The sequence below is a fragment of the Paenibacillus faecalis genome, assembly GCF_900289175.1.
GTDB classification, from domain to species: domain Bacteria; phylum Bacillota; class Bacilli; order Paenibacillales; family Paenibacillaceae; genus Paenibacillus_AQ; species Paenibacillus_AQ faecalis.
In genome coordinates this window covers 3,108,729-3,132,772 of record NZ_LT985747.1, presented here as the reverse complement: position 1 = coordinate 3,132,772, position 24,044 = coordinate 3,108,729, and the positions used below count along the sequence as shown (strand labels likewise).

The 24,044-nt window shown below is 46.6% G+C and carries 23 protein-coding genes and 1 other annotated feature; of the genes, 21 read left to right on the top strand and 2 right to left on the bottom strand.

The window, feature by feature from the left end; translation table 11 throughout:
• Nucleotides 1-6: 6 nt before the first annotated feature.
• From C8268_RS14885 to leuS, 10 genes are all read left to right on the top strand, one after another.
• A complete protein-coding gene (locus C8268_RS14885) occupies nucleotides 7-543 on the top strand; it encodes a YqeG family HAD IIIA-type phosphatase (protein WP_106768398.1) in 537 nt (178 codons plus the stop codon).
• The gene (gene yqeH / locus C8268_RS14880) at nucleotides 540-1,667 is read left to right on the top strand and encodes a ribosome biogenesis GTPase YqeH (protein ID WP_106768397.1); all 1,128 of its coding nucleotides are present in this window, start codon (nucleotides 540-542) and stop codon (nucleotides 1,665-1,667) included. Before C8268_RS14885 ends, yqeH begins: the two co-directional genes overlap by 4 nt.
• A 34-nt stretch (nucleotides 1,668-1,701) precedes the next feature.
• Nucleotides 1,702-2,568, top strand: coding sequence for a shikimate dehydrogenase (aroE, locus tag C8268_RS14875; protein ID WP_234032815.1), 867 nt, complete (start codon nucleotides 1,702-1,704; stop codon nucleotides 2,566-2,568).
• A 107-nt stretch (nucleotides 2,569-2,675) separates the two neighbouring features.
• A complete protein-coding gene (gene yhbY / locus C8268_RS14870) occupies nucleotides 2,676-2,966 on the top strand; it encodes a ribosome assembly RNA-binding protein YhbY (protein WP_106768396.1) in 291 nt (96 codons plus the stop codon).
• An 18-nt stretch (nucleotides 2,967-2,984) separates the two neighbouring features.
• Nucleotides 2,985-3,587 carry a nicotinate-nucleotide adenylyltransferase gene (gene nadD / locus C8268_RS14865; protein WP_106768395.1) on the top strand — a complete coding sequence of 201 codons (603 nt, stop codon included), beginning with the start codon at nucleotides 2,985-2,987 and terminating at the stop codon, nucleotides 3,585-3,587.
• Nucleotides 3,559-4,137, top strand: a complete 579-nt coding sequence (gene yqeK / locus C8268_RS14860) for a bis(5'-nucleosyl)-tetraphosphatase (symmetrical) YqeK (RefSeq protein ID WP_106768394.1) — start codon at nucleotides 3,559-3,561, stop codon at nucleotides 4,135-4,137. Before nadD ends, yqeK begins: the two co-directional genes overlap by 29 nt.
• The gene (gene rsfS / locus C8268_RS14855; protein WP_106768393.1) at nucleotides 4,134-4,481 is read left to right on the top strand and encodes a ribosome silencing factor; all 348 of its coding nucleotides are present in this window, start codon (nucleotides 4,134-4,136) and stop codon (nucleotides 4,479-4,481) included. The genes yqeK and rsfS overlap by 4 nt, the downstream gene beginning before the upstream one ends.
• Nucleotides 4,478-5,371: a CvfB family protein gene (locus tag C8268_RS14850; RefSeq protein ID WP_106768392.1), complete on the top strand. Its 894-nt coding sequence runs from the start codon at nucleotides 4,478-4,480 to the stop codon at nucleotides 5,369-5,371. The genes rsfS and C8268_RS14850 overlap by 4 nt, the downstream gene beginning before the upstream one ends.
• A 53-nt stretch (nucleotides 5,372-5,424) precedes the next feature.
• The gene (locus tag C8268_RS14845) at nucleotides 5,425-6,195 is read left to right on the top strand and encodes a class I SAM-dependent DNA methyltransferase (protein ID WP_106768391.1); all 771 of its coding nucleotides are present in this window, start codon (nucleotides 5,425-5,427) and stop codon (nucleotides 6,193-6,195) included.
• Between the two features lie 58 nt (nucleotides 6,196-6,253).
• Nucleotides 6,254-6,517 (top strand) — a binding site (T-box leader).
• Between the two features lie 77 nt (nucleotides 6,518-6,594).
• On the top strand, nucleotides 6,595-9,036 hold the full coding sequence (gene leuS, locus C8268_RS14840) for a leucine--tRNA ligase (protein WP_106768390.1): 2,442 nt from the start codon (nucleotides 6,595-6,597) through the stop codon (nucleotides 9,034-9,036).
• On the opposite strand, the gene comER is transcribed toward leuS, so the two are convergent.
• Nucleotides 9,017-9,859 (bottom strand): late competence protein ComER, encoded by an 843-nt coding sequence (gene comER / locus C8268_RS14835; RefSeq protein WP_106769970.1) that lies wholly within the window; start codon nucleotides 9,857-9,859, stop codon nucleotides 9,017-9,019. The two genes, leuS and comER, sit on opposite strands and share 20 nt — an antisense overlap.
• Before the next feature lie 80 nt (nucleotides 9,860-9,939).
• On the opposite strand from comER, the gene C8268_RS14830 reads away from it, so the two are divergent.
• The 6 genes from C8268_RS14830 to holA all read left to right on the top strand — a co-directional run bounded on the left by C8268_RS14830 (nucleotide 9,940) and on the right by holA (nucleotide 17,262).
• Nucleotides 9,940-10,602, top strand: a complete 663-nt coding sequence (locus tag C8268_RS14830; protein WP_420094249.1) for a ComEA family DNA-binding protein — start codon at nucleotides 9,940-9,942, stop codon at nucleotides 10,600-10,602.
• Nucleotides 10,603-10,722: 120 nt separating this feature from the next.
• On the top strand, nucleotides 10,723-11,244 hold the full coding sequence (locus C8268_RS14825; RefSeq protein WP_106768389.1) for a deoxycytidylate deaminase: 522 nt from the start codon (nucleotides 10,723-10,725) through the stop codon (nucleotides 11,242-11,244).
• Between the two features lie 116 nt (nucleotides 11,245-11,360).
• Nucleotides 11,361-14,033 (top strand): ComEC/Rec2 family competence protein, encoded by a 2,673-nt coding sequence (locus tag C8268_RS14820; protein WP_234032813.1) that lies wholly within the window; start codon nucleotides 11,361-11,363, stop codon nucleotides 14,031-14,033.
• Nucleotides 14,034-14,146: 113 nt separating this feature from the next.
• Nucleotides 14,147-14,692: an RNA polymerase sigma factor gene (locus C8268_RS14815; protein WP_106768388.1), complete on the top strand. Its 546-nt coding sequence runs from the start codon at nucleotides 14,147-14,149 to the stop codon at nucleotides 14,690-14,692.
• Nucleotides 14,693-15,964: a zf-HC2 domain-containing protein gene (locus C8268_RS14810; RefSeq protein WP_106768387.1), complete on the top strand. Its 1,272-nt coding sequence runs from the start codon at nucleotides 14,693-14,695 to the stop codon at nucleotides 15,962-15,964.
• A gap of 278 nt (nucleotides 15,965-16,242) precedes the next feature.
• Nucleotides 16,243-17,262, top strand: coding sequence for a DNA polymerase III subunit delta (gene holA / locus C8268_RS14805; RefSeq protein WP_106768386.1), 1,020 nt, complete (start codon nucleotides 16,243-16,245; stop codon nucleotides 17,260-17,262).
• A gap of 140 nt (nucleotides 17,263-17,402) precedes the next feature.
• On the opposite strand, the gene rpsT is transcribed toward holA, so the two are convergent.
• Entirely contained in the window at nucleotides 17,403-17,675 is a 273-nt protein-coding gene (gene rpsT, locus C8268_RS14800) for a 30S ribosomal protein S20 (protein WP_106768385.1), read from the bottom strand.
• A 232-nt stretch (nucleotides 17,676-17,907) separates the two neighbouring features.
• Here rpsT and gpr point away from each other — a divergent pair, with 232 nt between their 5' ends.
• The 5 genes from gpr (at nucleotide 17,908) to hemW (ending at nucleotide 24,026) form a co-directional block, all read left to right on the top strand.
• A complete protein-coding gene (gene gpr, locus C8268_RS14795) occupies nucleotides 17,908-18,909 on the top strand; it encodes a GPR endopeptidase (RefSeq protein ID WP_106768384.1) in 1,002 nt (333 codons plus the stop codon).
• A 220-nt stretch (nucleotides 18,910-19,129) separates the two neighbouring features.
• Nucleotides 19,130-20,431: a stage II sporulation protein P gene (locus C8268_RS14790; protein ID WP_106768383.1), complete on the top strand. Its 1,302-nt coding sequence runs from the start codon at nucleotides 19,130-19,132 to the stop codon at nucleotides 20,429-20,431.
• Between the two features lie 27 nt (nucleotides 20,432-20,458).
• Nucleotides 20,459-20,827 (top strand): hypothetical protein, encoded by a 369-nt coding sequence (locus C8268_RS14785; RefSeq protein WP_106768382.1) that lies wholly within the window; start codon nucleotides 20,459-20,461, stop codon nucleotides 20,825-20,827.
• Nucleotides 20,828-20,914: 87 nt separating this feature from the next.
• Nucleotides 20,915-22,732, top strand: coding sequence for a translation elongation factor 4 (gene lepA, locus C8268_RS14780; RefSeq protein WP_106768381.1), 1,818 nt, complete (start codon nucleotides 20,915-20,917; stop codon nucleotides 22,730-22,732).
• A 109-nt stretch (nucleotides 22,733-22,841) separates the two neighbouring features.
• Nucleotides 22,842-24,026, top strand: coding sequence for a radical SAM family heme chaperone HemW (gene hemW, locus C8268_RS14775; protein WP_106768380.1), 1,185 nt, complete (start codon nucleotides 22,842-22,844; stop codon nucleotides 24,024-24,026).
• The last annotated feature ends 18 nt before the right edge of the window (nucleotides 24,027-24,044 follow it).

Here is a 24,044-nt window from a genome sequence, read left to right as displayed (position 1 = left end):
ACGAATTTGTTTAAGATGTTGGTTCCGAAACTCCGCGTCAATACGGTATTTGACATTAATTTAGAGGAACTTTATGAACAGGGATACCGAGGAATCATTTCGGATTTGGATAATACGCTCGTTGGAGCGAAAGCACCGCTGGCAACCCCGGAGCTCGTCGCTTGGTTCAAGAAAGTGAAAGAGATCGGTTTTCAACTGATCATCGTTTCCAATAACCAGCTGGAGCGTGTGTCCAAGTTTGCCACACCGTTAGATATTCAGTATGTGCATAAAGCTAGAAAACCCATTAACGCTCCCTTTAGAAAAGCAATGAAAATGATGAACCTGACGAACGAACAAACCATAGTTGTCGGAGATCAGATGCTGACCGATGTGTATGGAGGTAATCGTCTAGGTTTATATACCGTTTTGGTTTTGCCGATTGCGATTAATGAAGAAGGTTTTATGACCAGATTTTTCAATCGGCGGGTGGAGCGCATTGCATTGACACGATTGCGTAAACAAGGATTATGGACTGATATTGAGGAGGAAAAGAAACCATGATGGAGCCTTTAGGCGGACAAGACACCAAGAAATGCAGCGGCTGCGGAGTTTTGTTGCAGCATACTGCTCAGGGTGAGCCTGGCTATTTGCCGGAAAAAGCCTGGGACCGGGACCCGGTCATTTGTCAGCGCTGCTTCCGTATTAAAAATTATAACGAGGCTGCTTCTGTTGCTGTCGATCAGGATGAATTTTTACGTCTGCTCGGACAGATCGGTGGGAAGAAAGCCCTCGTCATTCATATTGTAGATATTTTTGACTTTGAGGGGAGCCTGATATCGGGACTTCAACGGTTTGTTGGCAACAATCCGGTTATTTTGGCTGTCAATAAAATTGACCTCCTTCCGAAAGTTACCAATTGGAATAAAGTTTTGAACTGGGTACAGAAACAGTGTAAAGAACACGGGCTTCGCACAATCGATATTGTGCTTTGCAGTGCCAAGAAAAATCAGGGCTTTGACAAATTGCTGAACTCGATGGCTATTCATCGCGGTGATCGGGATGTCTATGTTGTCGGTGCTACGAATGTTGGCAAGTCGACGCTAATCAATCGTCTGATCCGTGATTACAGTGATTTGGAACAGGAGCTGACCACGTCCCGTTATCCGGGAACTACCCTGGATATGGTTAATATTCCGCTGGATGACGGACGGTATATTGTAGATACACCGGGAATTGTCTATCCGTGGAGATACAGTGAGCTCGTCAGCAGCGAGGATTTGGGTGTCGTGATGCCGGATAAGCCGATAAAGCCGCTGGTTTATCAGTTGAATGAAGGCCAGACGTTGTTTTTTGGAGGATTGGGACGCTTCGACTTCATCAAGGGAGAGCATCAATCTTTTACTTGTTTTATCAGCGGGCGGTTAAAGATTCACCGTACGAAGTTAGAGCGTGCAGATTCATTGTTTGAAGAGCATGCAGGTGAGCTGTTGTCACCTCCAACCAGGAAGCAGCTTGAAGAAATGCCGGAATGGACAAGACATGAGATAAGAGTTCCAAAAGGTTCTCGCTGGGATCTGTTCATTTCAGGCTTGGGCTGGATTAAAGTGAACGGGGATATGGGCGCTCTTGTAGCTGTTCATGTTCCAAAAGGGGTTAAGGTGCTGCATCGGCCGTCATTGATCTAACGGGTTGCTGTCCGTTTTTAGAGGGGTGGAACATATGGATTCAATGCATCAAGAAGTGGTTGTCGGCAGCAGCGGAGCTATGCTGCTTGGGGTGATGGGGGACCCGATTCGTCATTCCAAATCCCCGGTTATGCACAATGCTGCTCTAAAAGCATTGGGTATTCCGGGAAGCTATGTTCCACTGCACATCAAACCGGAAGGACTTGAAGGGGCAGTTCAAGCCTTTCGTTCACTAGGTTTTCGTGGGGCTAATGTGACGATTCCACATAAGGTAGAAGTGATGAAATATTTGGACATGATTGATGAAGGGGCTGCTAAAGTCGGAGCGGTTAATACTATAGTAAACGACAACGGTGTTCTGACAGGCTTCAATACGGATGGGATTGGATACGTCCGGTCATTGAAGGAGGAAGCTTGTTCTGATCTGTCCCATAAACATATTGTTGTTCTTGGGGCAGGAGGCGCCGCCCGCGGTATTATCCATGCATTGACGCACGAGAAGCCTGGACTTATTTCCGTCATTAACCGAACGGAATCTAAGGCGAAGAAGCTTGCTGAGGAATGGTGTTCGTTAGCGGATATTCGGGGATTAGCAGAAACGGAAGCAAAAGAAGCTGTGGCATCGGCAGATGTGTTAATTAACACTACTTCGGTCGGTATGCATCCATATATCGAGGATATTCCGCTTCCTGAAGAATGGATTCCTGAGGGTATTGTTGTCAGTGATCTAATATACAATCCGCTTACAACGAAGCTTTTACAACGAAGCGAGGAAAAGGGATGCACCGTTCATGGCGGTCTCGGCATGTTCGTTAACCAGGGGGCTTTTGCTTTTGAATATTGGACAGGACAGGCGGCTCCGGTTGAGATCATGAAGCAGACGGTGCTCGGCAGTTTTTAGAAATAGACAGTTTGTATATGTCATTGCCTAAAGATGAATCAAACGTTAAAATAAAGGTTTCGAAGTGAATGATGAAATAGACGATATTAAGGGAGTTAAGACAAAGTATGTTAACAGGAAAACAAAAGAGATATTTACGGTCCATGGCCCATCACCTTGATCCCATATTTCAGGTGGGCAAGGGCGGGAGCAATGACCATTTGATCCGTCACATTTCCGAAGCACTTGAAAAGCGGGAGCTGCTGAAAGTATCCGTGCTGAACAATTGTATGGAGCAGCCGCGTGATATCGCGGTGGAGCTGGCTGAAGGCGCTCAAGCAGAGCTTGTGCAAGTGATTGGGAAGACGATCGTGCTGTATAAGGAATCGAAGGATCATAAAACGATCGAACTGCCTTGAGTAAGGAGGGGAAGTCGGATGAAGGTTGGCATTATGGGTGGGACGTTTGATCCCATTCATATCGGCCATATGCTGGCTGCGGAAGCAGCCAGGGATGTATATAAGCTGGACGAAGTTTGGTTTATGCCAAGCCATATTCCTCCGCATAAACAGGCATCCGGTGTGACCGGGGAGATCAGGCTGGAGATGGCAGCAGAAGCGGTGTACGATCATCCGTCATTTCGAGTGCTGGATTTTGAAATCGAACGCGGAGGGGTTTCATACACTGTTGATACGGTAACGGAACTGCGCCGCAAGTATCCGCAGATCGAGTTCAGATTCATCATCGGCGCGGATATGGTTAATTATTTGCCGAAATGGCATAGGATTGAGGAGCTTGCGGCAATGATTCAATTTATCGGTGTGAATCGGCCAGGGTCTCAACTGGATGTGCAGCAGCTGCCTTCTTTTTTACAAAATAATGTAAAAATTGCGGATATGCCTTATGTTGATATATCCTCGACGATGATCAGAAGTAGGGTGGCTAAAGGCGAGTCCATCCGTTATATGGTACCGGACCGTGTATATGATTACATTACAAGGAGCGGAATCTATGCGATACAGCCGGGAACAGCTGATTGAAGCCGTATCATCCCAGATGCCTGAAAAGCGTTGGTTGCATACGCAGGGCGTTATGGAAACGGCGGTTCAACTAGCTCATCAGTATGGGGCCGATTCGGAGAAAGCGGATTTGGCGGCTATACTGCACGATGTTGCTAAGTATTGGCCTGTGGTAAAATTAAAAGAGGTGTTGGTGGAAAACGGACTGAACGATGAACTGCTAGAGCATGATAAGCAACTGTGGCATGCTGAAGTCGGTGCCTTTGTTGCAGAAAAAGATTACGGCATCACCGATCAGGAGGTGCTGAACGCAATCCGATATCATACCTCTGGGCGCGTTCAAATGACTCTTTTGGAGAAAATCGTCTGTCTGGCCGATTACATGGAGCCGGGAAGGGATTTCCCGGGTGTGAATAATATTCGTGAACTGGCCAAACATAGCCTTGAAGAGGCGCTTGCAGCCGGGCTTGACTCGACGATAAGCTTCCTGTTATCTCGTAAGCAAGTGATTTACCCACTGACCGTACTGGCTCGAAATGATTTAATAAAGCAATTGGAGGCGAATTCATGACGTTAGATCCGAATGAATTGTTAAATGCGGTTATAGCGGCTGCTGAGGATAAAAAAGCGATGGATATTGTAGCTCTTGATTTAAAAGGAATCTCTCTCGTAGCCGATTATTTTGTTATTTGTCACGGGAATTCTGATACTCAGGTTCAAGCGATCGCTACCGAAGTTCGCAAACGTGCTCAAGAGGTAGGCATAACGCTTCGCGGTATCGAAGGGCTCGATGCGGCTCGCTGGGTTCTGATGGACCTTGGCGATGTCATCGTTCATATATTCCATCGTGATGAGCGTGAATATTATAATATTGAGCGTCTTTGGTCGGACGCTAAAGTGGTGGAGAACGTATGAGCCTGATCGCAGGTACGATTGTACAGCTGGAAGTAGCTCGTGAAGTATCGCCTTACGGTTATTTTTTAAACGGCGGTGATCAGGATGTGCTTCTCCACTATACAGAGCTTACCAAGAAGGTTGAGCCTGGAGATATCGTGGAAGTATTTATTTTTTTTGATACGGAGGATCGGCTTGCCGCTACGATGAAAAAACCATACCTTACGCTTGGTGAAACTGCCAAGCTGATGGTGGCCGACGTTCATCCTCGTTTAGGTTGTTTTTTGGAGATGGGATTGGGTCGGCAGTTGCTGCTTCCGATCCGTGAATTACCGGAGATGCGGGAGCTTCATCCTCAAGTAGGAGATCATGTATTCGTTATGATGGAACATGACAAGCAGGGACGGCTTCGTGCCAAGTTGGCCGGAGAACAGGAACTTTCCGCTCTGGCATTTCATGCTCCTGATGCCTGGGCCAATCAATGGTTTACAGCTCTTGTGTACAAGCCTTTACAGATGGGGACCTTCGTTATTGTAGATGGCGGTGTGCTTGGCTTTGGAGCGATTGGTATGATTCATTCTTCCGAGCGGACACGACTTTTGCGTCTTGGGGAAGAAGTGCGCGTTCGTGTTAGCCATGTGCGCGATGATGGCCGAGTCAACTTGTCTATGGTTCCACGCAAGGAAGTGGGCCGGACAGAAGATGCCGATCGGCTGCTTGCGTTTCTGAAGGAACGTCCCGGAGGGGCTATGCCATATTCTGATGCTACCCCGCCGGACATTATCAAAAAGCGCTTCGGTATTAGTAAATCAGCCTTTAAACGGGCACTTGGAAAACTGATGAAGGATGGACTCGTTACTCAGAAAGACAGCTGGACCTATCTAGTCCAGGATAATGAGGAAAATTCGTAAATCTTATTGAAGAGGGCAAGTTATTAAGGAAGCCTCAAGAAAGTGGTGTCATCATGTTGTCTTATCGCAGATTTGCGTATGTATACGATCAACTAATGGAGGACATGCCTTATCCGGATTGGCTCCGGTTTGCCCGAACAGCGTGGGAAAAACACGGTATGCCCAAAAGTGTAGCAGAGCTCGGCTGCGGTACAGGCAGCATTACGATCCCGCTCGTAAATTCGGGATTTGAAGTAACGGGAATTGATTTATCAGCTGATATGCTGTCCATTGCACGCCGCAAACTGGAGGATACCCCTCAAGGAAATCGTATGTTCCGTGAAGGAAGTGTTCGCTGGGTACAGCAGGACATGCGGGCATGGGAGCTGCCAGAGCAGGTAGATTCCGTTATTTCATTTTGTGATTGCCTGAATTACTTGCTTGAAGAGGATGATATTCGGGCTGCGTTTTCCCGAACATATAAAGGTCTAAAGGATGGAGGTACGTTTTTGTTTGATGTCCACCATCCCAACACCCTGATTCGCTACGGCGAAGAGCAGCCATTTGTCCTGGATGATCCTAAGGTTTCATATATTTGGACCTGTTTTCTGGAAGAGCCCCGCTGTGAGATTGAACATCATCTTTCTGTTTTTGTACGTGATGAGAACGATCGATCTGTGTACCGCCGTTTCGAAGAAACGCATACACAGCGAGGATATGATCCGGAATGGATGAAGGTAGAACTGACCAAAGTCGGATTTCGCGATGTGAACTGTTATGCTGATTTTAAGTGGGAAGAGGCTGGAGAAGATGCGCAGCGTCTTTTTTATGTCGCTGTGAAGTAAATGATCTGCATTGACTTAGCAGCCGATGTTCGATATAATATCGTCATTAAAATCGAATAATCAATCGATGATGAGGAGCAGTAGTTTTCAATCGATCATATAGAGAGCCGGCGGTTGGTGCAAGTCGGTTGACGAAGGAAATGAACTCGCCTCGGAGTAACGATGTTAACCCGGTTCTGATAGCTTATACAGTAAGCAACGAATGTCAAGCCGATGAATCATCGTCGTCTCACCTGCGATAGAGGTGCAAAGTGAGCTGAAGGCAAAGCATGTCTTCGCTAACTAGGGTGGTACCACGGGAATCAAACCTCTCGTCCCTAGCGTTAAGCTATGGATGAGAGGTTTTTTTATTTTGAAAATTAAGATGCATGTGAGTCTATGTTAAGGAGCTGGAATAGCATGAGTGAAAATCAACAAACAGGCCATGGCTATCAACCGCAAGCGATCGAGCCGAAATGGCAGAAATATTGGGATGAACATAAGACGTTTAAAACGGATGATGTTTCGTCGAAGCCGAAATTTTATGCGCTTGATATGTTCCCGTACCCATCTGGTGCGGGTCTGCACGTAGGCCATCCGGAAGGCTATACGGCAACAGACATTATTTCCCGATTCAAACGGATGCGTGGATACAATGTACTGCACCCTATGGGATGGGACGCATTTGGTCTTCCTGCCGAACAGTATGCGATGGATACCGGCAAGCATCCGCGTGATTTCACGTTGAAAAATATCGATAATTTCCGTCGGCAGATCAAGTCTCTCGGTTTCTCATATGACTGGGATCGCGAGATTAGCACAACAGACCCGGAATATTATAAGTGGACACAATGGATTTTTATCCAGTTGTACAAAAAAGGTTTAGCTTATGTTGATGAAGTCCCGGTAAACTGGTGTCCGGCGCTGGGTACAGTTCTTGCCAATGAAGAAGTAATTGATGGCAGGTCCGAGCGCGGTAACCATCCTGTTATTCGCAGACCGATGCGTCAGTGGATTTTGAAGATTACAGATTATGCGGAGAGATTGCTGGAAGATCTGGAGGAGCTGGATTGGAGCGAAAGCATTAAGGATATGCAGCGCAACTGGATCGGTAAATCAACGGGTGCCGAGGTTCGCTTTGATATCGCCGGTCATGACAAGCAGCTGATCGTATTTACAACTCGGCCGGATACATTGTTCGGCTCAAGTTACTGCGTGTTGGCACCGGAGCATGAACTGGTAGAGCAAATTACGACAACAGGGCAAAAGGATGCTGTGAAAGCATATCAGGAACAGGCAGCACGCAAGAGCGATCTGGAGCGTACCGACCTGGCGAAGGATAAAACCGGAGTGTTTACTGGTGCTTATGCCATTAATCCAGCTAACGGCGCTCAAATCCCGATCTGGATTGCGGATTATGTGCTGGCAGGCTACGGTACAGGCGCTATTATGGCTGTTCCGGGCCATGATAACCGGGACTGGGAATTTGCGAAGCAGTTTGGTTTGGACATTATCGAAGTCGTGAAGGGTGGAGATTTGGAGAAAGAGGCTTATACCGGTGACGGAGAACATGTCAACTCTGATTTCCTGAACGGATTGGATAATGAAGAGGCGATTCAGGCCATGATCGAATGGCTGGAGAAAAACGGAAAAGGGGAGAAAAAGGTAACCTATCGTTTGCGGGATTGGTTGTTCAGCCGTCAGCGCTATTGGGGTGAACCGATCCCGATTCTCCACCTGGAGGATGGCACGATGAAAACCGTACCGGAAGATCAGCTTCCGCTGCTCTTGCCGGATGTGGATCATATTAAGCCGTCAGGAACGGGAGAATCTCCGCTGGCGAATGTGACCGAATGGGTTGAGACGATTGATCCTGAGACGGGCATGAAGGCCCGCCGTGAGACCAATACGATGCCGCAATGGGCCGGAAGCTGCTGGTACTATTTGCGTTATATCGATCCTCATAACGATAAAGAGCTGTGCTCCAAAGAGAAGCAAAAGCAATGGTTGCCGGTTGACCTGTATATCGGCGGGGTTGAACATGCCGTTCTTCACCTGTTGTATGCCCGGTTCTGGCATAAAGTATTGTATGACCTTGGGGTCGTGGATACGAAAGAACCGTTCCAGAAGCTTGTGAACCAAGGGATGATTCTGGGTAACAATAATGAGAAAATGAGCAAGTCTCGCGGAAATGTCATCAATCCGGATGATATCGTTAATGAATACGGCGCAGATACATTGCGTGTCTATGAGATGTTTATGGGTCCGCTTGAAGCAACTAAACCATGGAATACGAATGGTGTAGAAGGTATGCATCGCTTCTTGTCTCGGATTTGGCGTCTGTTTGTTAGCGACAATGGTGAGCTGAATGCAAAGATTGTAGACGGCGACGGATCTGACGAGTTCAAGCGGACTTGGCATAAGACGATCAAGAAAGTGACGGATGATATAGAGAATCTGCACTTCAATACGGCGATCAGCCAGATGATGATTTTCATTAACGAGGCATATAAAGTGAATGAACTGCCGCGTAAAGCGATGGAGAATTTCGTGCAGATGCTGTCTCCGTTCGCACCTCATTTGGCTGAAGAACTGTGGAGCCGTCTGGGTCACAGCGACAGCATAACTTATATGCCATGGCCTGAATTTAATGAAGCATGGACCGTGGAAGCTGAAGTTGAAATTGTTATCCAAGTTAATGGAAAAATCGTAGGCCGAACCCATATTGCTAAAGATATGGATCAGGAAGCGATGAAAGAATATAGCCTCTCCCTTCCAAATGTCAAGCAGGCGTTGGAAGGAAAGAGTATCCGCAAAGTGATTGCAGTGCCGGGTAAGCTGGTCAATATCGTGGCCGGTTAACCGCCTTTCCGAAGGCAGCGTCCAGTTTCGCTAGATCCTCCTCATATTTATCATGGGTGGTGGCGATCAGCTGGTGAAACAAGCCGTCCAGCCTGTTTCCAAGAAGATCCAGCGCCTGGGCGGTAATGCCACCGGGAACAGTGACTCTCTCTTGAAGCTGTTCAGGAGAGAAGCCTTCCTCTGCGAGCAGCTTGCCGGTTCCGAGCAGCATTTCTCCGGCAAGTGCATTGAGCGTAAGGCGATCCGCTCCCGTCATCTCGACGGCGGCATCAATCCATTTTTCCAAGAAAAAACTCAAAAAAGCAGGCCCGCAACTGGAAAAATCGGATGCAATCCGAGTGTGTGATTCCAGAACGTGGGTAGGCCTGCTAATCGAAGACAGGAGGCTTTCTAAAAGCAGCCTGTCTTCTTCTTTTATTCGTGATCCATAGATACATAAGGTTGCACCGCTTCCGGCCTGGTTCGTGATGCTCGGTATGATTTTAGCCACCTTGCAAGGGAGCGAAGATTCGAGATGAGACAGCTGGACAGGGCTTGTGATAGACACAGCGATTTGAGAGCTGTGGAGCTGATCTTGGATCTCCTCGATGACCGTTTTGAATTCACCGGGCTTAACGCACAGAAAAAACAGGTCGCTTTGCGACGTGGCTTCCGTATTGTTTCTACATACGACCAGGCCCGGGTGACGATCAGCCAGGTCCAGTGCTTTTTTCAGAGTCCGGTTACTGATCCGGATTTGTTCAGGCAGCAGAGCGCCTGCTCGTATGAAAGAGTCGATCAACAGACTGCCCATGCTGCCCGTACCGATAAAACCGACCTTAATCATTGTACGTTCCTCCTTTCACGCTTTACGGCGTAAGAATGCCGTGTTCATATCGTTAATGTATGCAGCATTGCTGCCAATTGATGACCGTTTTAGCTAGGTTTAAGAAAGTAACAGCGCTGTTATATGATTTGAACGAAAGAAAATCGTTTGGGATCGGAGTGATGATGGTGAGACGAATACCGATAGGCTGGAGCGTAATCGCGGTGTTGCTCGGCTGCGGATTGATTTTATTTGCTGGAGGTAATGCTGATAAGGGAATACCGGGTTGGAAGCCGCTTAATGCTGAAATTGAGGAAGCGATCAGCATGGTGGAGACAGATTCAGCTAAGTCTGTTCCTTTGAAGTCTGAGTCTATGAAGGAACCCATTCAACAGGAAAAGGATGATTCCGTTCCAAAAGGACAAGTCGAGGTGAAAGAGTCGTCTGCTCCTGATTCTGCCGCATCTGAAGATACGTCTTTGCAGGTGGCGGAACAACCCAAGCCAGCCGCAGGAGAAATTCAAACTTCCGAAAAAGCGGATGATCAGCCATCTGCTGATGAATCTGCGGGGAAAATCAACATCAATACGGCGGTTGCGGCTGAACTGATGGATTTGCCAGGGATCGGAGAGAAGAAGGCTCAGGCCATTATTGATTATCGGGCAAAGCACGGGCCGTTTCGCAGCGTATCCGAGCTGATGGATGTGAAAGGGATTGGACCCAAAATGCTGGAGAAAATGAAGCCCTACGTAACTCTTTAAATCCGTGATGAATTCATTTATTTAGCAAGGTTTTCAAGCATTTGAAGGGAAGTGGTGAGGTTTTCACCCCTGTGATACAATAAATTTACCATACTTTTATGAAACAGGTGAGCTACACAGATGAGTACGGATCAACGTAAAGATTGGGATACCTATTTTATGGACATCGCTTTTATGGTATCCACTCGTTCACGGTGCCCCCGCCGTCGCGTCGGAGCTGTTCTAGTCCAAGGCAAGAAGCTGCTGGGAACAGCTTATAACGGAGCCCCAATGGGCGTTCCGGATTGCTCTGAGGAAGGATGTATGATTGCAGAAAATTATGAGCTTGAAGTTCATGATGATGGCACAGAAGAAATGGTTAAGAAGCAGCGCTGTATACGAACGATTCATGCCGAGCAAAATCTGCTGCTGTTCACGGATCGTAATGACCGTGAAGGCAGTACTGTTTATGTGACGGATGAGCCGTGCTGGACCTGTGCCAACATGCTGGCAAACAGCGGCATCTCAGAAGTGGTATTTTACAGACCGTATCCGAAGGATTCGGAGAAGGTAAAACGGATGATGGAACAAAAGGGGATTAAATTTCGCCAATTGTTACGATATGATCCGCCTAAGGAAACGCTGATGACGGTGATGAATTAATTGTTACATCAAGAAGAGGATAATTGTAGTTTGATGAGGAAGAACCTCTGGCTGTCTGGACAGTCAGGGGTTCTTTTTTTGCAGCTTAAAAAATTAAGAGAGGGAGTGGAAGTGTAATGACACAACGGCCGCTGCTCTTTTTTACGTTCTGTTGGGTTCTCGGCAGCGGGATGGCCTGTATGTATTCCGGATGGCAGCTGATGCTAATCATTACAGGTGCTGTAATCTTGCTTCTCATTCCTTTTTTGCTTGGACATACAGGTCCCTGGTTTATTGGCTTTATGATTGCATCGTTGCTGGTTTCATCAGGTTACTGGGAATGGAACGATGGGCGCAACGTCAGCAGTCTGCCGGCGCTTTTAAAGATATCAACAAGTGATGATCATCCGATTCCTGTAACCGCCCAAGGAGTCATTATTTCCCCCGTAAAGGTGGATGGCGATCGTGCTGATTTTGAAATGTCGGTCCAAACGGTTAACTCACATACCGGAATTCAAGAAAAGGTTCAGGTCCAGGTCAAATTGTTAACGGAGTCAGAATCTTTCGAGGCAGAAGAATGGAAGCGCGGGGATGTTGTCCTGATCCAAGGAGAGCTGGAAAAACCGGGTGTAGCTCGTAATTTTGATGGCTTTGATTACCGCCAATATTTACGAACCAAAGAAATTCACTGGCTGCTTAAAGTGAAAGGTTTACAAAATATCACTGCAGAACCGCCGGAAAAATGGAAGATTAATCATGTGCTTCGCTGGAATGATGAAGTTCGTAAATATATGGGACATCGGCTTGAGCAACTGTTCGACGGAGTACATTCGGGATATATGAAAGGGCTTATAATCGGTGACCAGGAAGATTTAAATCCGGATACGTTTGCCGAGTTTTCACGTTTGGGGCTCACTCACATTCTGGCAATATCGGGTATGCATGTCGCTGTCTTTGTAGGTTCGCTGCTCTTTGTTTTCTCGTTGCTTCGGCTGACAAGGGAGGCTTCGCTTACGGCGGTTATGTTTTTGTTGCCGTTGTATGTGCTGCTGACAGGGGCTAGCCCTTCAATCGTTCGTGCTGGTATTATGGGAATGATTGGATTGTACGCTGCGCGAAGAGGACTGCTGAAGGACGGCATGCATATTTTATGTGCCGCTGCTTTCATAATGCTGCTGTGGAATCCGTATTTCTTGGTTAACGTCAGTTTTCAGCTGTCTTTTCTCGTTACAGCCGGGCTGATGATTTTTGTGCCTAAACTGATGCCTTTTTTATCATTTATGCCCCGCTGGTTGGCAGGGACCGTAGGCGTAACGCTTGCTGCCCAACTGGTATCTTTTCCATTGACAATCTATTATTTTAACCAGTTCTCTTTATTGTCACTTGCAGCGAATCTGGTGATGGTTCCGTTGATCAGTCTGATTGTTTTACCGATGGGGACGGTTGCTTTGATTGTAGGATGGGTATGGTTTACGGGGGCGAAATGGATTGCAGAAGTGACAGAGTGGCTGAATACATTTACTTTTTCTGTGGTCGAATGGCTGAATACATCACTTGTATTCCTTACGATCTGGCCCTCTCCGAGTTTGTTTTGGATCATCAGCTATTATATTGTTCTATATTTAACGATATATATATTAGGTAGAGGAAAACGGCCAGAGCAATTATCGAGCGGGGATGTGGACGAGACCGTTCCGTTAACAGATAAAGCTCTCGAAAATTCTGTTGCTCATCGTCGATATTACCGGGGAGGTTCTGTTCATTCCATATCATCTAAATTGGCCGATCGGCTCAGAACCATGGGATGGTACCATGTAGCCGATGTATTGGAGCGTTTCGGCAGCCGTGCTGCGGCATCTGCATCAGCGGGCTTGTTTCTGTTGCTGCTTTATAGCGGTTATGTTGGACAGGCTGAGCAAGGGGCCGGCTGGGTTCAGTTTTTGGACGTGGGGCAAGGAGATTCGATTCTGGTGTCTACACCGGAAGGAAAACATATATTAATTGATGCTGGCGGGACGATCCGTTTCAGGAAAGAGAAAGATGCTTGGAAAATGCGAAGCAGGCCGTTTGAAGTCGGTGAAAAAATCATCGTGCCTCTCTTGAAGAAGAGGGGGATTCATTCACTGGACATGGTGATTATATCCCATAATCATCAGGACCATGCCGGGGGACTGCAGGCTGTTCTGGAAGAGATCCCGGTAAAGGCTATCCTGTTAAATGGTACGATGACAGATTCTGAGACATTTAAGAAGCTGCTAAGAACTGCGATGGATCAAGGAGTGCCCGTTTATCAGGCTGATAGTGGAGACACATATCGTCCGGATGCTCATACTGAATTTGTGTTCCTGAACTCGAATGTACAAGAAAAGGGGCAGGGGGAAGGGAAGGATATCCTTCCTGTCATCGAGGATCAAAATCACGAGTCGATCGTGTTTGAGCTTGTGATGAATGATGCCCGCTTTCTGTTTACCGGGGATGCCGATGCGAAATCGGAACAACGAATTCTGGAAGAGCACTCCGATTATATTGCTGAGCGGTCGATGACCCGCCCGCTTGATGTACTAAAGGTAGGTCATCATGGAAGCAAAACATCTACCACCGAACAATGGCTTCGGGCTTGGAGCCCGAAATCAGCTGTTATTTCTGCCGGTGTGAACAATATATACGGCCATCCCCATCCTGATGTGCTACAGCGGATTCGAAGACATGACTCACTGGCATTCAGGACAGATTTGCACGGAGAAATTCAAATGAAAATTTCTCCCGGAGGTGAAATCAATGTACGCACAAGATTGGAGTCAGATGACTAACTTCAGTATTTTTGGTATAGTTAGATGAACTTTCCTAAAATTAATAGGTAATAAATTGCAACAATTCAGTATGAACATCCGTCTGTATTTATGCAGGGAGAGGGGGATCCACTGTGGTGGAGCAGGGACTCATCAGAGCCGCTCAATCGGGCGATCGCGACGCTCTAATCACCCTATTGCGTGAAATTGAACAACAAGTGTATCGAACTGCTTATTATATTTTGAACAATGAACAGGATGCTCTGGACGCTTCCCAAGAAGCATTGATCCGTGTTTATACAAAGATCAACTCTTATGAAGAGAAAGCTCAATTTAAAACATGGGTGCAGCGCATTGTTACGAACATTTGTATTGATAAGTTTCGGCGAACGAAACCTACGGTTTCCATTGATGAGCATAATCTTGTTTTCCAGGATCGTTATAATGTCGAGAAAGAAGTGATGACCGGCTATTTGGCTCAGGATATTCAGGAGGCGATCAATCAACTGCCGGAGCATCATCGTACTGTAATTATACTTAGATATTTGCAAGATTTATCTTATAACGAAATAGCTGATTGTTTGAACCTGCCGCTCAATACGGTGAAATCGTATTTATTCAGGGCAAGACAACAGCTGCAGAACATGCTTCACGAGCATCAGAAAGGTGGTGTATCTTAAATGAATTGCCAAGAGGTGGTGGAATATATGCACCGGTATTTGGATCAGGATCTTGATCCGGAAGAGACTGCGCAGATGTACCGCCATATTGCTGTTTGTCCGGTTTGTGCGGAGCAGTTTAATGTGCTGAAAGCTCTCTCAAGGAACTTGGAGGATCTTCCGGCCGTCATACCTCCTTACAGCTTGGTTGATTCGATACTGCCCCAGCTGGATGCTATAGACCGGGCTCGTCAGGAACAGATCAAACAGGAGACTGACGAAGGGCCGGCCGTGATGGTGCCGGAGCTCAAGCGTAAGAAACGCTCTGGGAGCTGGTGGGGCTCCATTGCAGGCAGGACAGCGATCGGTACAGCTGCGGCGGTTGTTATTCTCGGGGTTGCGATTTACAATTATGAACCGAAAATGCTTTCCGATGCTGAGCTGCCCATAGAAGAGGCTGTGTCGTCAAGCCCAGATACCGGTAGCAGCGAGACTCAGGAGCTGCCTGACAATGAATCGTCTAGCGGGAATAGTGATACGGGAAATAAGAATGAAAATCAATTGGATATAAACTTGTTCGGGGCTGAAGATGACCGTAATGATCCAGAAGAGGAACAGACCAGTCCGGATGAGAAAACACCATCGAATATGGATTCAGCGCTTGCTCCAGAAGCACAAAGTGATGGAAAGAGCGAGGAAGGCAGCCCTGACACAGAAACATCTCATCGGAAAGATACGATGAAAGACACGGATAATTCGGTGTCAGTACCTGTACCGGAAGCGGATAAACCTTCAGCTCCGCAGCAGGATGCAGTACCAGAGGCTCAAACGCCGAAAGACAGCCAGACTACCCAAAAGCCTTCTACAAACAGTACCCCGATGGAAAATCGGGAAAATGCGTTCGATTATTTTCAAAAATTCAGCATAGCAAGTATGCCTGAGCATTGGACTTCTCCTGATGGTCTTCACAGTGTGTCATTGGAAATGGATCAGCTCGTTGTATATCGGAATCCCTCCGCTACGGATCAAGTGCCAGAAGTGCTACGCACGGTTCCGGTGAAGGGAGAATGGATAGGTGGAGAATGGTCTGAAGACAGCAAGAGCTTCACTTATAAGGTGTTAGTTGACCAGAAAGAAGTAAAGCATGTGTTAAATGTTCAATCAACGGTTGATTCCAGCAAGCCAGGAGACGACAAGGCCGAGAAGCCAGCTACTTCAGAAGAGACAGACCAGACGGATATACCGGAAAAAACAGAACAAACGGATAAAACAGAATCGAAAACAACGCCTTAAAAAGAACATAAATAGGCGCACACTAAGCAAGGGATATGAATAAGTTAGGTTAGATACATTGCCGCTTAACCATCGTCGTATGACCGACGGGCAAGTGATTCTAGAGCACTTTGTCCGGCGTTTATATAGATGTGGGACAAAAGGACCTCAAAAGCCAGCAGGCTGAGGTCCTTTTGTTGTGTAATAAAACGTAATTGCATTCATCATTGTTTTTCTTTCTACTCTCGCTTTGAAGGCAGTTTTTTTGGTATAGTGTACAAGGAGAAGGGGGAACGAGAATGGATGCCAAATCAGCAGCAAAGGCGGTCAAACAGGGGGAGGTATCCTCCGTTTACCTGTTGTATGGCAGTGAGAAATACCAAATGAATGAATTCGCTGCGTTGCTGGAATCGCAGTTGTTAAGTAAAGAAGAAAAGGATTTTGCATTGATTCATATGGACCTGGGGGAAGTTCCTGTACAGGCCGTAGTTGAAGAGGCTGAAACCGTACCATTTATGGTGCCGAGAAAGCTGATTTTTGTGAAAGACAGCTCATTGTTTACAGCAGGTAAAGATAACAGCAAAATGGAACATAGACCAGAGGTATTGTTAGAATATTTAAATCATCCGGCTGATTACAGTGTAATTGTATTTATGGTTCACCATGAAAAGCTGGATGAGCGCAAAAAAATTGTGAAGGCTGTTAAAAAGACAGGTACCGTTTTATCTTTTAAGCCTTTATCCGGGGATGATTTGATAGGATGGGTGGAGAAGCAGGTTCTGAACCAGAACTGTTCGTTTGGTTCGGGAGCTGCAGAGGCGCTCGTTCGTAACGCGGGTACCAGTCTGCAGACCCTGTCTGTTGAAATTGACAAGCTATGTCTGTATGCAGGAGCTGGGGGAACGATCGATGTACAAACGGTAGATCAGATGGTGGCCCGAAGCACGGAGCAAAATGTATTTGCTATGGTTGAGGATATCGCTAATCTTCGAATCGATAAAGCATTATCTATATTTTATGAGCTGCTGAAGCAGCGGGAAGAGCCGATTAAAATAGCCGCTCTGATTACAAGACAGTTTCGAATCATTCTGCAGGTTAAGACTTTGTCGAGACAGAGCTACTCTCAGCAGAGTATCGCTTCTCAGCTTGGCTTGCACCCATATGCCGTGAAAATTGCCGGGGAACAAGCGCGAAAATTCGAAACCTCCAGGCTGGAAAATATATTAAACCACTTAGGAGAACTGGATTATAAGATGAAGACAGGCGGAATAGATAAAGTCTTGGGACTGGAGCTGTTTTTGCTTCGGCTTGGGGCGTGAATTGTTTCCCGACGCCCGACGAATCAAATATTGGATCTCAAAAAAACCCTGATCAGCCGAGGCTGTTCAGGGTTTTTCAGAAACAAGCCATCCCTTCGGGGATAAGGCTTGTTTCTGCTCGCTTATGAAGAAACATAATCTTACGCTTGGGAAGTAAGAGCGTTCAGTTTTTTCGCCAGACGGGACTTCTTGCGGGCAGCCGCATTTTTATGAATCAAGCCCTTCGTAACGGCTTTGTCAAGCTTTTTAGAAGCAACTTGGAAAGCAGCCTTAGCAGCTTCAACTTCCGTACCAGTCAGCGCTACGTCAACATTCTTGATCGCTGTGCGAAGAGCGGATTTTTGAGAAATGTTGAGTGCGTGGCGTTTGTCGTTCGTTTTAACGCGTTTAATCGCGGATTTGATGTTTGGCATTACATTCACCTCCTGTAAGGCATTTCAATAGAGCGAAATGGTTCACAACTTAAAATATTTTAGCATGGGGGTGTACAAAAAGCAACACTAAGTAGAAACGATATCCGCTTGCTTTTGAAAGGTCAAAGGTGGCTTCCGGGGAGAACTAGAAGAGACGGGAGCGACATATCTGCATAATCTTTATCCAACTCCAGCACACTATCATTATTACGATGCAGGAGAGTGAATTGGCATGGAATTAGATTTGCAGCGTTATTCGGTTCGAACCGATTTGGCAGTTGAATCGAGAGAGCTCGCTTCAGGTCCTGATGGTTCACCGATTCCGGGTGTTTTGGAAGAGGTTCAGCAAGAAAATGGAATCAAGATCACCCGGCTTGATGTTCAAAATGAGGCCGCTTCCCAAAAGATCGGGAGGGTTAAAGGAAACTACGTAACACTTGAAGTTCCTGATCTGCGCAACGGAGACACTGGACTTCAGGAGAATGTAGCATCGGTGTTTGCCCGCGAATTCGAACGTTTTATTAAGCGTATCGGCATCGGTAAAGATGCTTCCATTCTAATCGTCGGATTGGGCAACTGGAATGTAACGCCGGACTCTTTAGGCCCGCTTGTCGTTGAGAACGTTATGGTGACGCGCCATTATTTTGAATTGATGCCGGAGCGGGTAGCACCTGGATATCGCCAGATCAGTGCGGTTGCACCTGGTGTCCTTGGGATTACCGGAATTGAGTCAAGTGAAATCGTCCACGGCATTGTGGAAAGGACGCGTCCGGATGCCATTGTCGCGATTGATGCGCTTGCTTCACGGTCGCTGGAGCGGGTGAACACAACGATTCAAATCGCAGATATCGGCATTCATCCGGGATCTGGTATCGGGAACAAGCGAAAGGGTCTGACGCAAGAAATTCTTGGCGTGCCTTGCATCGCCATCGGTGTTCCGACGGTATGTTATGCATCCACGATTGTTAATACGGCAATCGAACTGATGAAGGATCATTTTGGAAAGGAAGCACCGGAAACGGGCCGGATTATGGGTATGCTGAATGAGATTCCTGAAAATGAACGATTGGCATTGGTGAAAGAGGTGCTTGAACCTCTCGGTCATGACCTTATTGTGACGCCGAAAGAGATTGACGAGTTCATTGAAGACATCGCCAACATTGTAGCAAGTGGTCTGAATGCTGCTTTGCATGAAGCGGTGGACCCTGGGAACACAGGTGCATATACGCATTAGATTATACTTAAGCGAGTAGGGCTGCCTCTTTATCATTCTTTGAGAATATGGGGGGCAGTATTTTTCGTTTGTTCCTCTATTAAATTTTGAAAGGATTTTCGGTTTATACGTTCTATCGATTGTTCTCACTTCATAGATTTGAAATATAGGAGATTCCAGATCGCAGGCAAAGCAGACAAGCCCGGGTATTTTTCTGTGAACGACGAAGGAGGACATCGATATGCATAACCGAAAATTTCGTATTTGGAATATTGCTAGATTAAGAAGAAACATGATGGAAGTTTTAAGCATGGGACGAACGTTGGTGCTGCTCATGCTTGGCTCTCTGCTATTTTTTTTACTGCTAGGGCTTGGAGGAATGGCGGAAAAAAGCATGAACACATCTTCGGTCTCTTCCATGAAGGGATTGGCAGCTTCGCTGTCGAGCCGTTTTTTTATGGACATGATTGGAATGGAGATGCCGCATGTTCCGTTGAAGAAGGAGACGTCCACCCTGACTGCGGAAAAAATAACTCCGTTCGTATTTGAGCTTCTGACAAGCGTAAATCCGAAGGACCCCAAAAGTTTAGTAGCTGGCGAGGTTCCGGGGATGAAAACCAATCAGCCAGTACCGCTTAGAACCGGGTCAGGTAATGAGAAAGGGGAAGCGCCTGCGGATTACAAGCCGGATCATCCCCCGGCAGATCCTGAGAACAAACCCGACGTTACGGCGCCTGAAGAGGGTGGGGATAAGCCGGTGGAACCACCATCTACAAGCAGTCCGGGCAGCACGAATAAAAATGGAAAAAAAGGAACGACTTCAGCGAAAAAGAACGTGTTAATTTACCATTCCCATCCGCAGGAAGCATTTAATCCGTTGCTGCAGAAGCCAAGCAGTAATCCGGGATCTTCTTCACCGAATAAAAATATATTGCTGGTGGGAAGCATGATAGCTAAGAGGCTTGAGGCGAAAGGTATTGGAACGATCCATGACAAGACCGATTATCAGAGCAGTGTGCCGGATTATAGCTGGAATTATTCCTATAAATATTCACGTGAAAAAGTAAAGTCGGTTCTATCACAAAATGAAGACGTTACATACCTGATAGATCTCCACCGGGATTCACAGCGACACAACAAGACAACGGCTACAATCAATGGCGTTAATTATGCACAGGTATATTTTATCATCGGTCATGCGAACAAGAACTGGCGTAAAAATGAAGAGTTTGCGAGCAAAATAAATTCTCAGCTGGAAAAATCGTATCCAGGGATATCCCGCGGTGTATGGGGCAAATCCGCTGATCAGGGTAACGGGGAATACAATCAGTCATTGTCTCCCAACAGCATTTTGATTGAGATCGGTGGAATTGACAGCACAAAAGAGGAATTGCAGCGAACGGCCAACATTCTTGCAGATATCATTGCAGATGTGTATTGGCAAGATCAGAAAGCGAAAAAAGCCAGCGCAATGAACAAGCAGGATAAAGGCGAAACAAAGAATCAAACCGCAGCAGTTCAGAAAGATAGCAAACAGTCCTGATTTACATGAAGAATTGAGGGGAAGGAAATGTCGAAAGCTGGAAAAAGGTTGATCACTGTCATCATTTGGGCCGGAATCGGCGTGCTCATAGGAATGCAGCTGGGTGCAATGAATGGAGATATGGCTACAAAAGAACCAGCATTCGGGTGGGTGCAGCAGGGGCAGGAGGATGATCTGTCAGAGCTTGAATATGAAGATGAGAATGCTGCCCCCCAGTCATCTGTCAAGGAAGCTCCTGAACCGAAATTCGAACCGGTCCCTCGCGACATTTTGTTGCCGGAAAGCTCAAAACCGGCTGCGGATGTGCTGGCAGACAAGACAGCAGGGCTGCTTCAACAGCTTTCAAATCAAAGCATTCGCTGGGTCGTTTCCATTTTTGATTCCATTGTAGATTAAATGTAATTCATACTTGGCATTGCTGTGAATACCACCAACTGGTATAATAAATTGATTAAACCATCAGATTGTTGTTGGGGGTAAGGCATGACTGACGTACAAGTAAGACAACAAAAAATTCGTAATTTCTGTATCATTGCACATATAGACCATGGTAAATCGACACTGGCAGACCGCATTTTGGAATACACTGGCGCGCTGACATCCCGTGAAATGCAGCAACAAGTTCTTGACCAAATGGACTTGGAGCGAGAGCGGGGAATAACGATCAAGCTGCAGGCGGTTCGTCTGAACTACCGCGCGGATGACGGCGAAGATTATATTTTGAATCTGATCGATACCCCGGGACATGTGGACTTTACGTATGAAGTTTCACGAAGCTTGGCTGCTTGCGAAGGGGCGCTGCTTGTTGTTGACGCCGCCCAGGGGGTAGAAGCCCAAACACTCGCTAATGTGTACCTGGCGCTGGACAACAACCTTGAAATTTTACCGGTAATCAACAAAATTGATTTGCCGAGCGCTGATCCGGATCGCGTAAAACAAGAAGTCGAGGATGTCATTGGTCTTGACACAAGTGAAGCGGTTCTGGCTTCTGCAAAAGCCGGAATCGGGATTAAAGAGATTTTAGAGCAGGTTGTAAAGCAGGTCCCGGCACCAAATGGACAGGCTGATAATCCGCTTAAGGCGCTTATTTTCGATTCCCATTACGATCCTTATAAAGGTGTCATCGTTTACGTTCGGGTTATTGACGGCAGCATTAAAGCTGGTTCCAAGATCAAGATGATGTCGAATGGTAAAACATTTGAGGTCATCGAAGTGGGGGCATTTAAGCCGCGCATGACCATTGTAGACGAGTTGATGGTTGGGGACGTTGGCTTCATCGTAGCAAGTATTAAGCATGTGGGCGATACGCAGGTTGGTGACACGGTAACTGATGCGAAGAATCCTGCAGCTGAACCGCTTCCTGGCTATCGTAAAATCAATCCGATGGTGTTCTGCGGATTGTATCCGATCGATACGTCCGACTATAACGATTTAAGGGAAGCGCTTGAGAAGCTTAAGCTAAACGATGCTTCGCTCAGCTTTGAACCTGAGACTTCCAGCGCACTTGGTTTTGGATTCCGCTGCGGCTTTCTGGGCTTGCTTCATATGGATGTTATCCAGGAGCGGATTGAACGTGAATTCAATATTCCGCTCATTACGACCGCACCTAGCGTTATTTACCGCATCACGTTGACGAACGGGGAGCAGATTCAGATCGATAACCCTTCGCATTTCCCAGAAGTCGGCAAAGTTGACTATGTGGAAGAGCCATTTGTCAAGGCTTCGATTATTGTACCTAACGACTTCGTCGGTACGGTTATGGAGCTATGCCAGAATAAACGCGGTGAGTTTATCAATATGGAGTATCTTGATACGACGCGTGTTACCATTACGTATCATATTCCGCTGTCTGAAATCGTCTACGATTTCTTTGATCAGTTGAAATCAAGCACGAAAGGCTATGCATCTTTTGACTACGAGCTGTCCGGATACCGGACATCGAATCTGGTCAAAATGGATATTTTGCTTAATGGAGAACAGGTGGATGCATTGTCCTTCATCGTTCACCGTGACCGCGCTTATCACCGTGGCCGCGGAATATGCGAAAAGCTGCGGGAGCTGATCCCGCGTCAAATGTTCGAGGTGCCGATTCAGGCATCTGTCGGAACGAAGATTGTGGCCCGTGAAACGGTCAGAGCAATGCGTAAAAACGTGCTTGCCAAATGTTACGGCGGCGACATATCGCGTAAACGGAAGCTGCTTGAGAAGCAGAAGGAAGGTAAGAAGCGGATGAAGCAGGTCGGCAGTGTTGAGGTACCGCAGGAAGCGTTTATGGCGGTTCTCAAAATCGACGACAATTAAGACCTTTACCAAATGGCTAATAGATACAGAAGATTACGAGAGGAAAGCCGAGCAGGCTTTCCTTTTCTTTCAAAATTTAACGAACAAGGGCAAGCAAGGGAGGGTGTTTATGACGACGCCGCATATAAATCACGGAAGCCGCAAGCGTACAGAAGCGGTTTATATTCACATTCCGTTTTGTACCAATAAATGCTTTTATTGTGACTTTAACTCATATGTTTTAAAAGGCCAGCCTGTGATGGATTATCTTCAAGCGCTTGAACGTGAAATGGAGATGACGGTTAAGGCTTCCCCGCCGGGAGTAATCAAGAGTATTTTTGTAGGGGGCGGCACGCCGACGGTATTGAAACCGAAGGAAATGGAATATTTTCTAAAGACGGTACGCACTCATTTCCCTGAGTGGGATCATGATATCGAATTTTCGATGGAGGCCAATCCTGGAACGACAGATCTCGACAAGCTGACCGTTATGCGAGAAGGCGGAGTGAATCGTGTTAGCTTCGGTGTTCAAGCGTTTCAGAACGAATTGCTGACTGACATAGGCCGTATTCATGATACGGATGACGTTTACCAAAGTCTTGAAAATGCCCGAAAAGCCGGTTTTGATAATATGTCCATTGATCTGATGTTCGGGCTTCCGAACCAGACCGTAGACATGCTTTCGGAAAGTGTGACCAAGGCGCTGGAGCTTGCGCTGCCTCATTATTCGATATACAGTCTGAAGGTTGAAGAAAATACATTGTTTCATACGCTGTATCAAAAAAATCAGCTTCCACTTCCAGATGAAGAGGATGAGCTGAATATGTATCTTCTACTGATGAACCGGATGAAGGAAGCGGGTTACAAGCAGTACGAAATCAGTAACTTTGCCAAACCGGGCTTTGAAAGCAAGCATAATATGACATATTGGTTGAATGAAGATTATTATGGCCTTGGAGCAGGTGCTCATGGTTATGTTGGTCGTAAACGGCATATGAACATTAAAGGAGTAAACCCCTATATTAATGCTGTGAAAAACGGTCTGCCCCGTCTGGATACCTATGATATATCTAAGGAAGAAGCGATGGAGGATTTCCTGATGGTAGGCTTGCGGGTGCTAGATGGTATTTCCCGCAGCCGCTTTGAGCACCAGTTTAACACTTCGCTGGATGTTGTGTTTGCACGTCCGCTTCAAAAGATGGTTCATGCAGGATTGCTCGAAGTAACTGACGATGGCTACAGATTGAGTGAAAAAGGCATCTTGTTCGGTAATGAAGTATTTGCTGAATTTATAGGCAGCTTGTCTGGCGAATAATCTATTGAACTTATATAC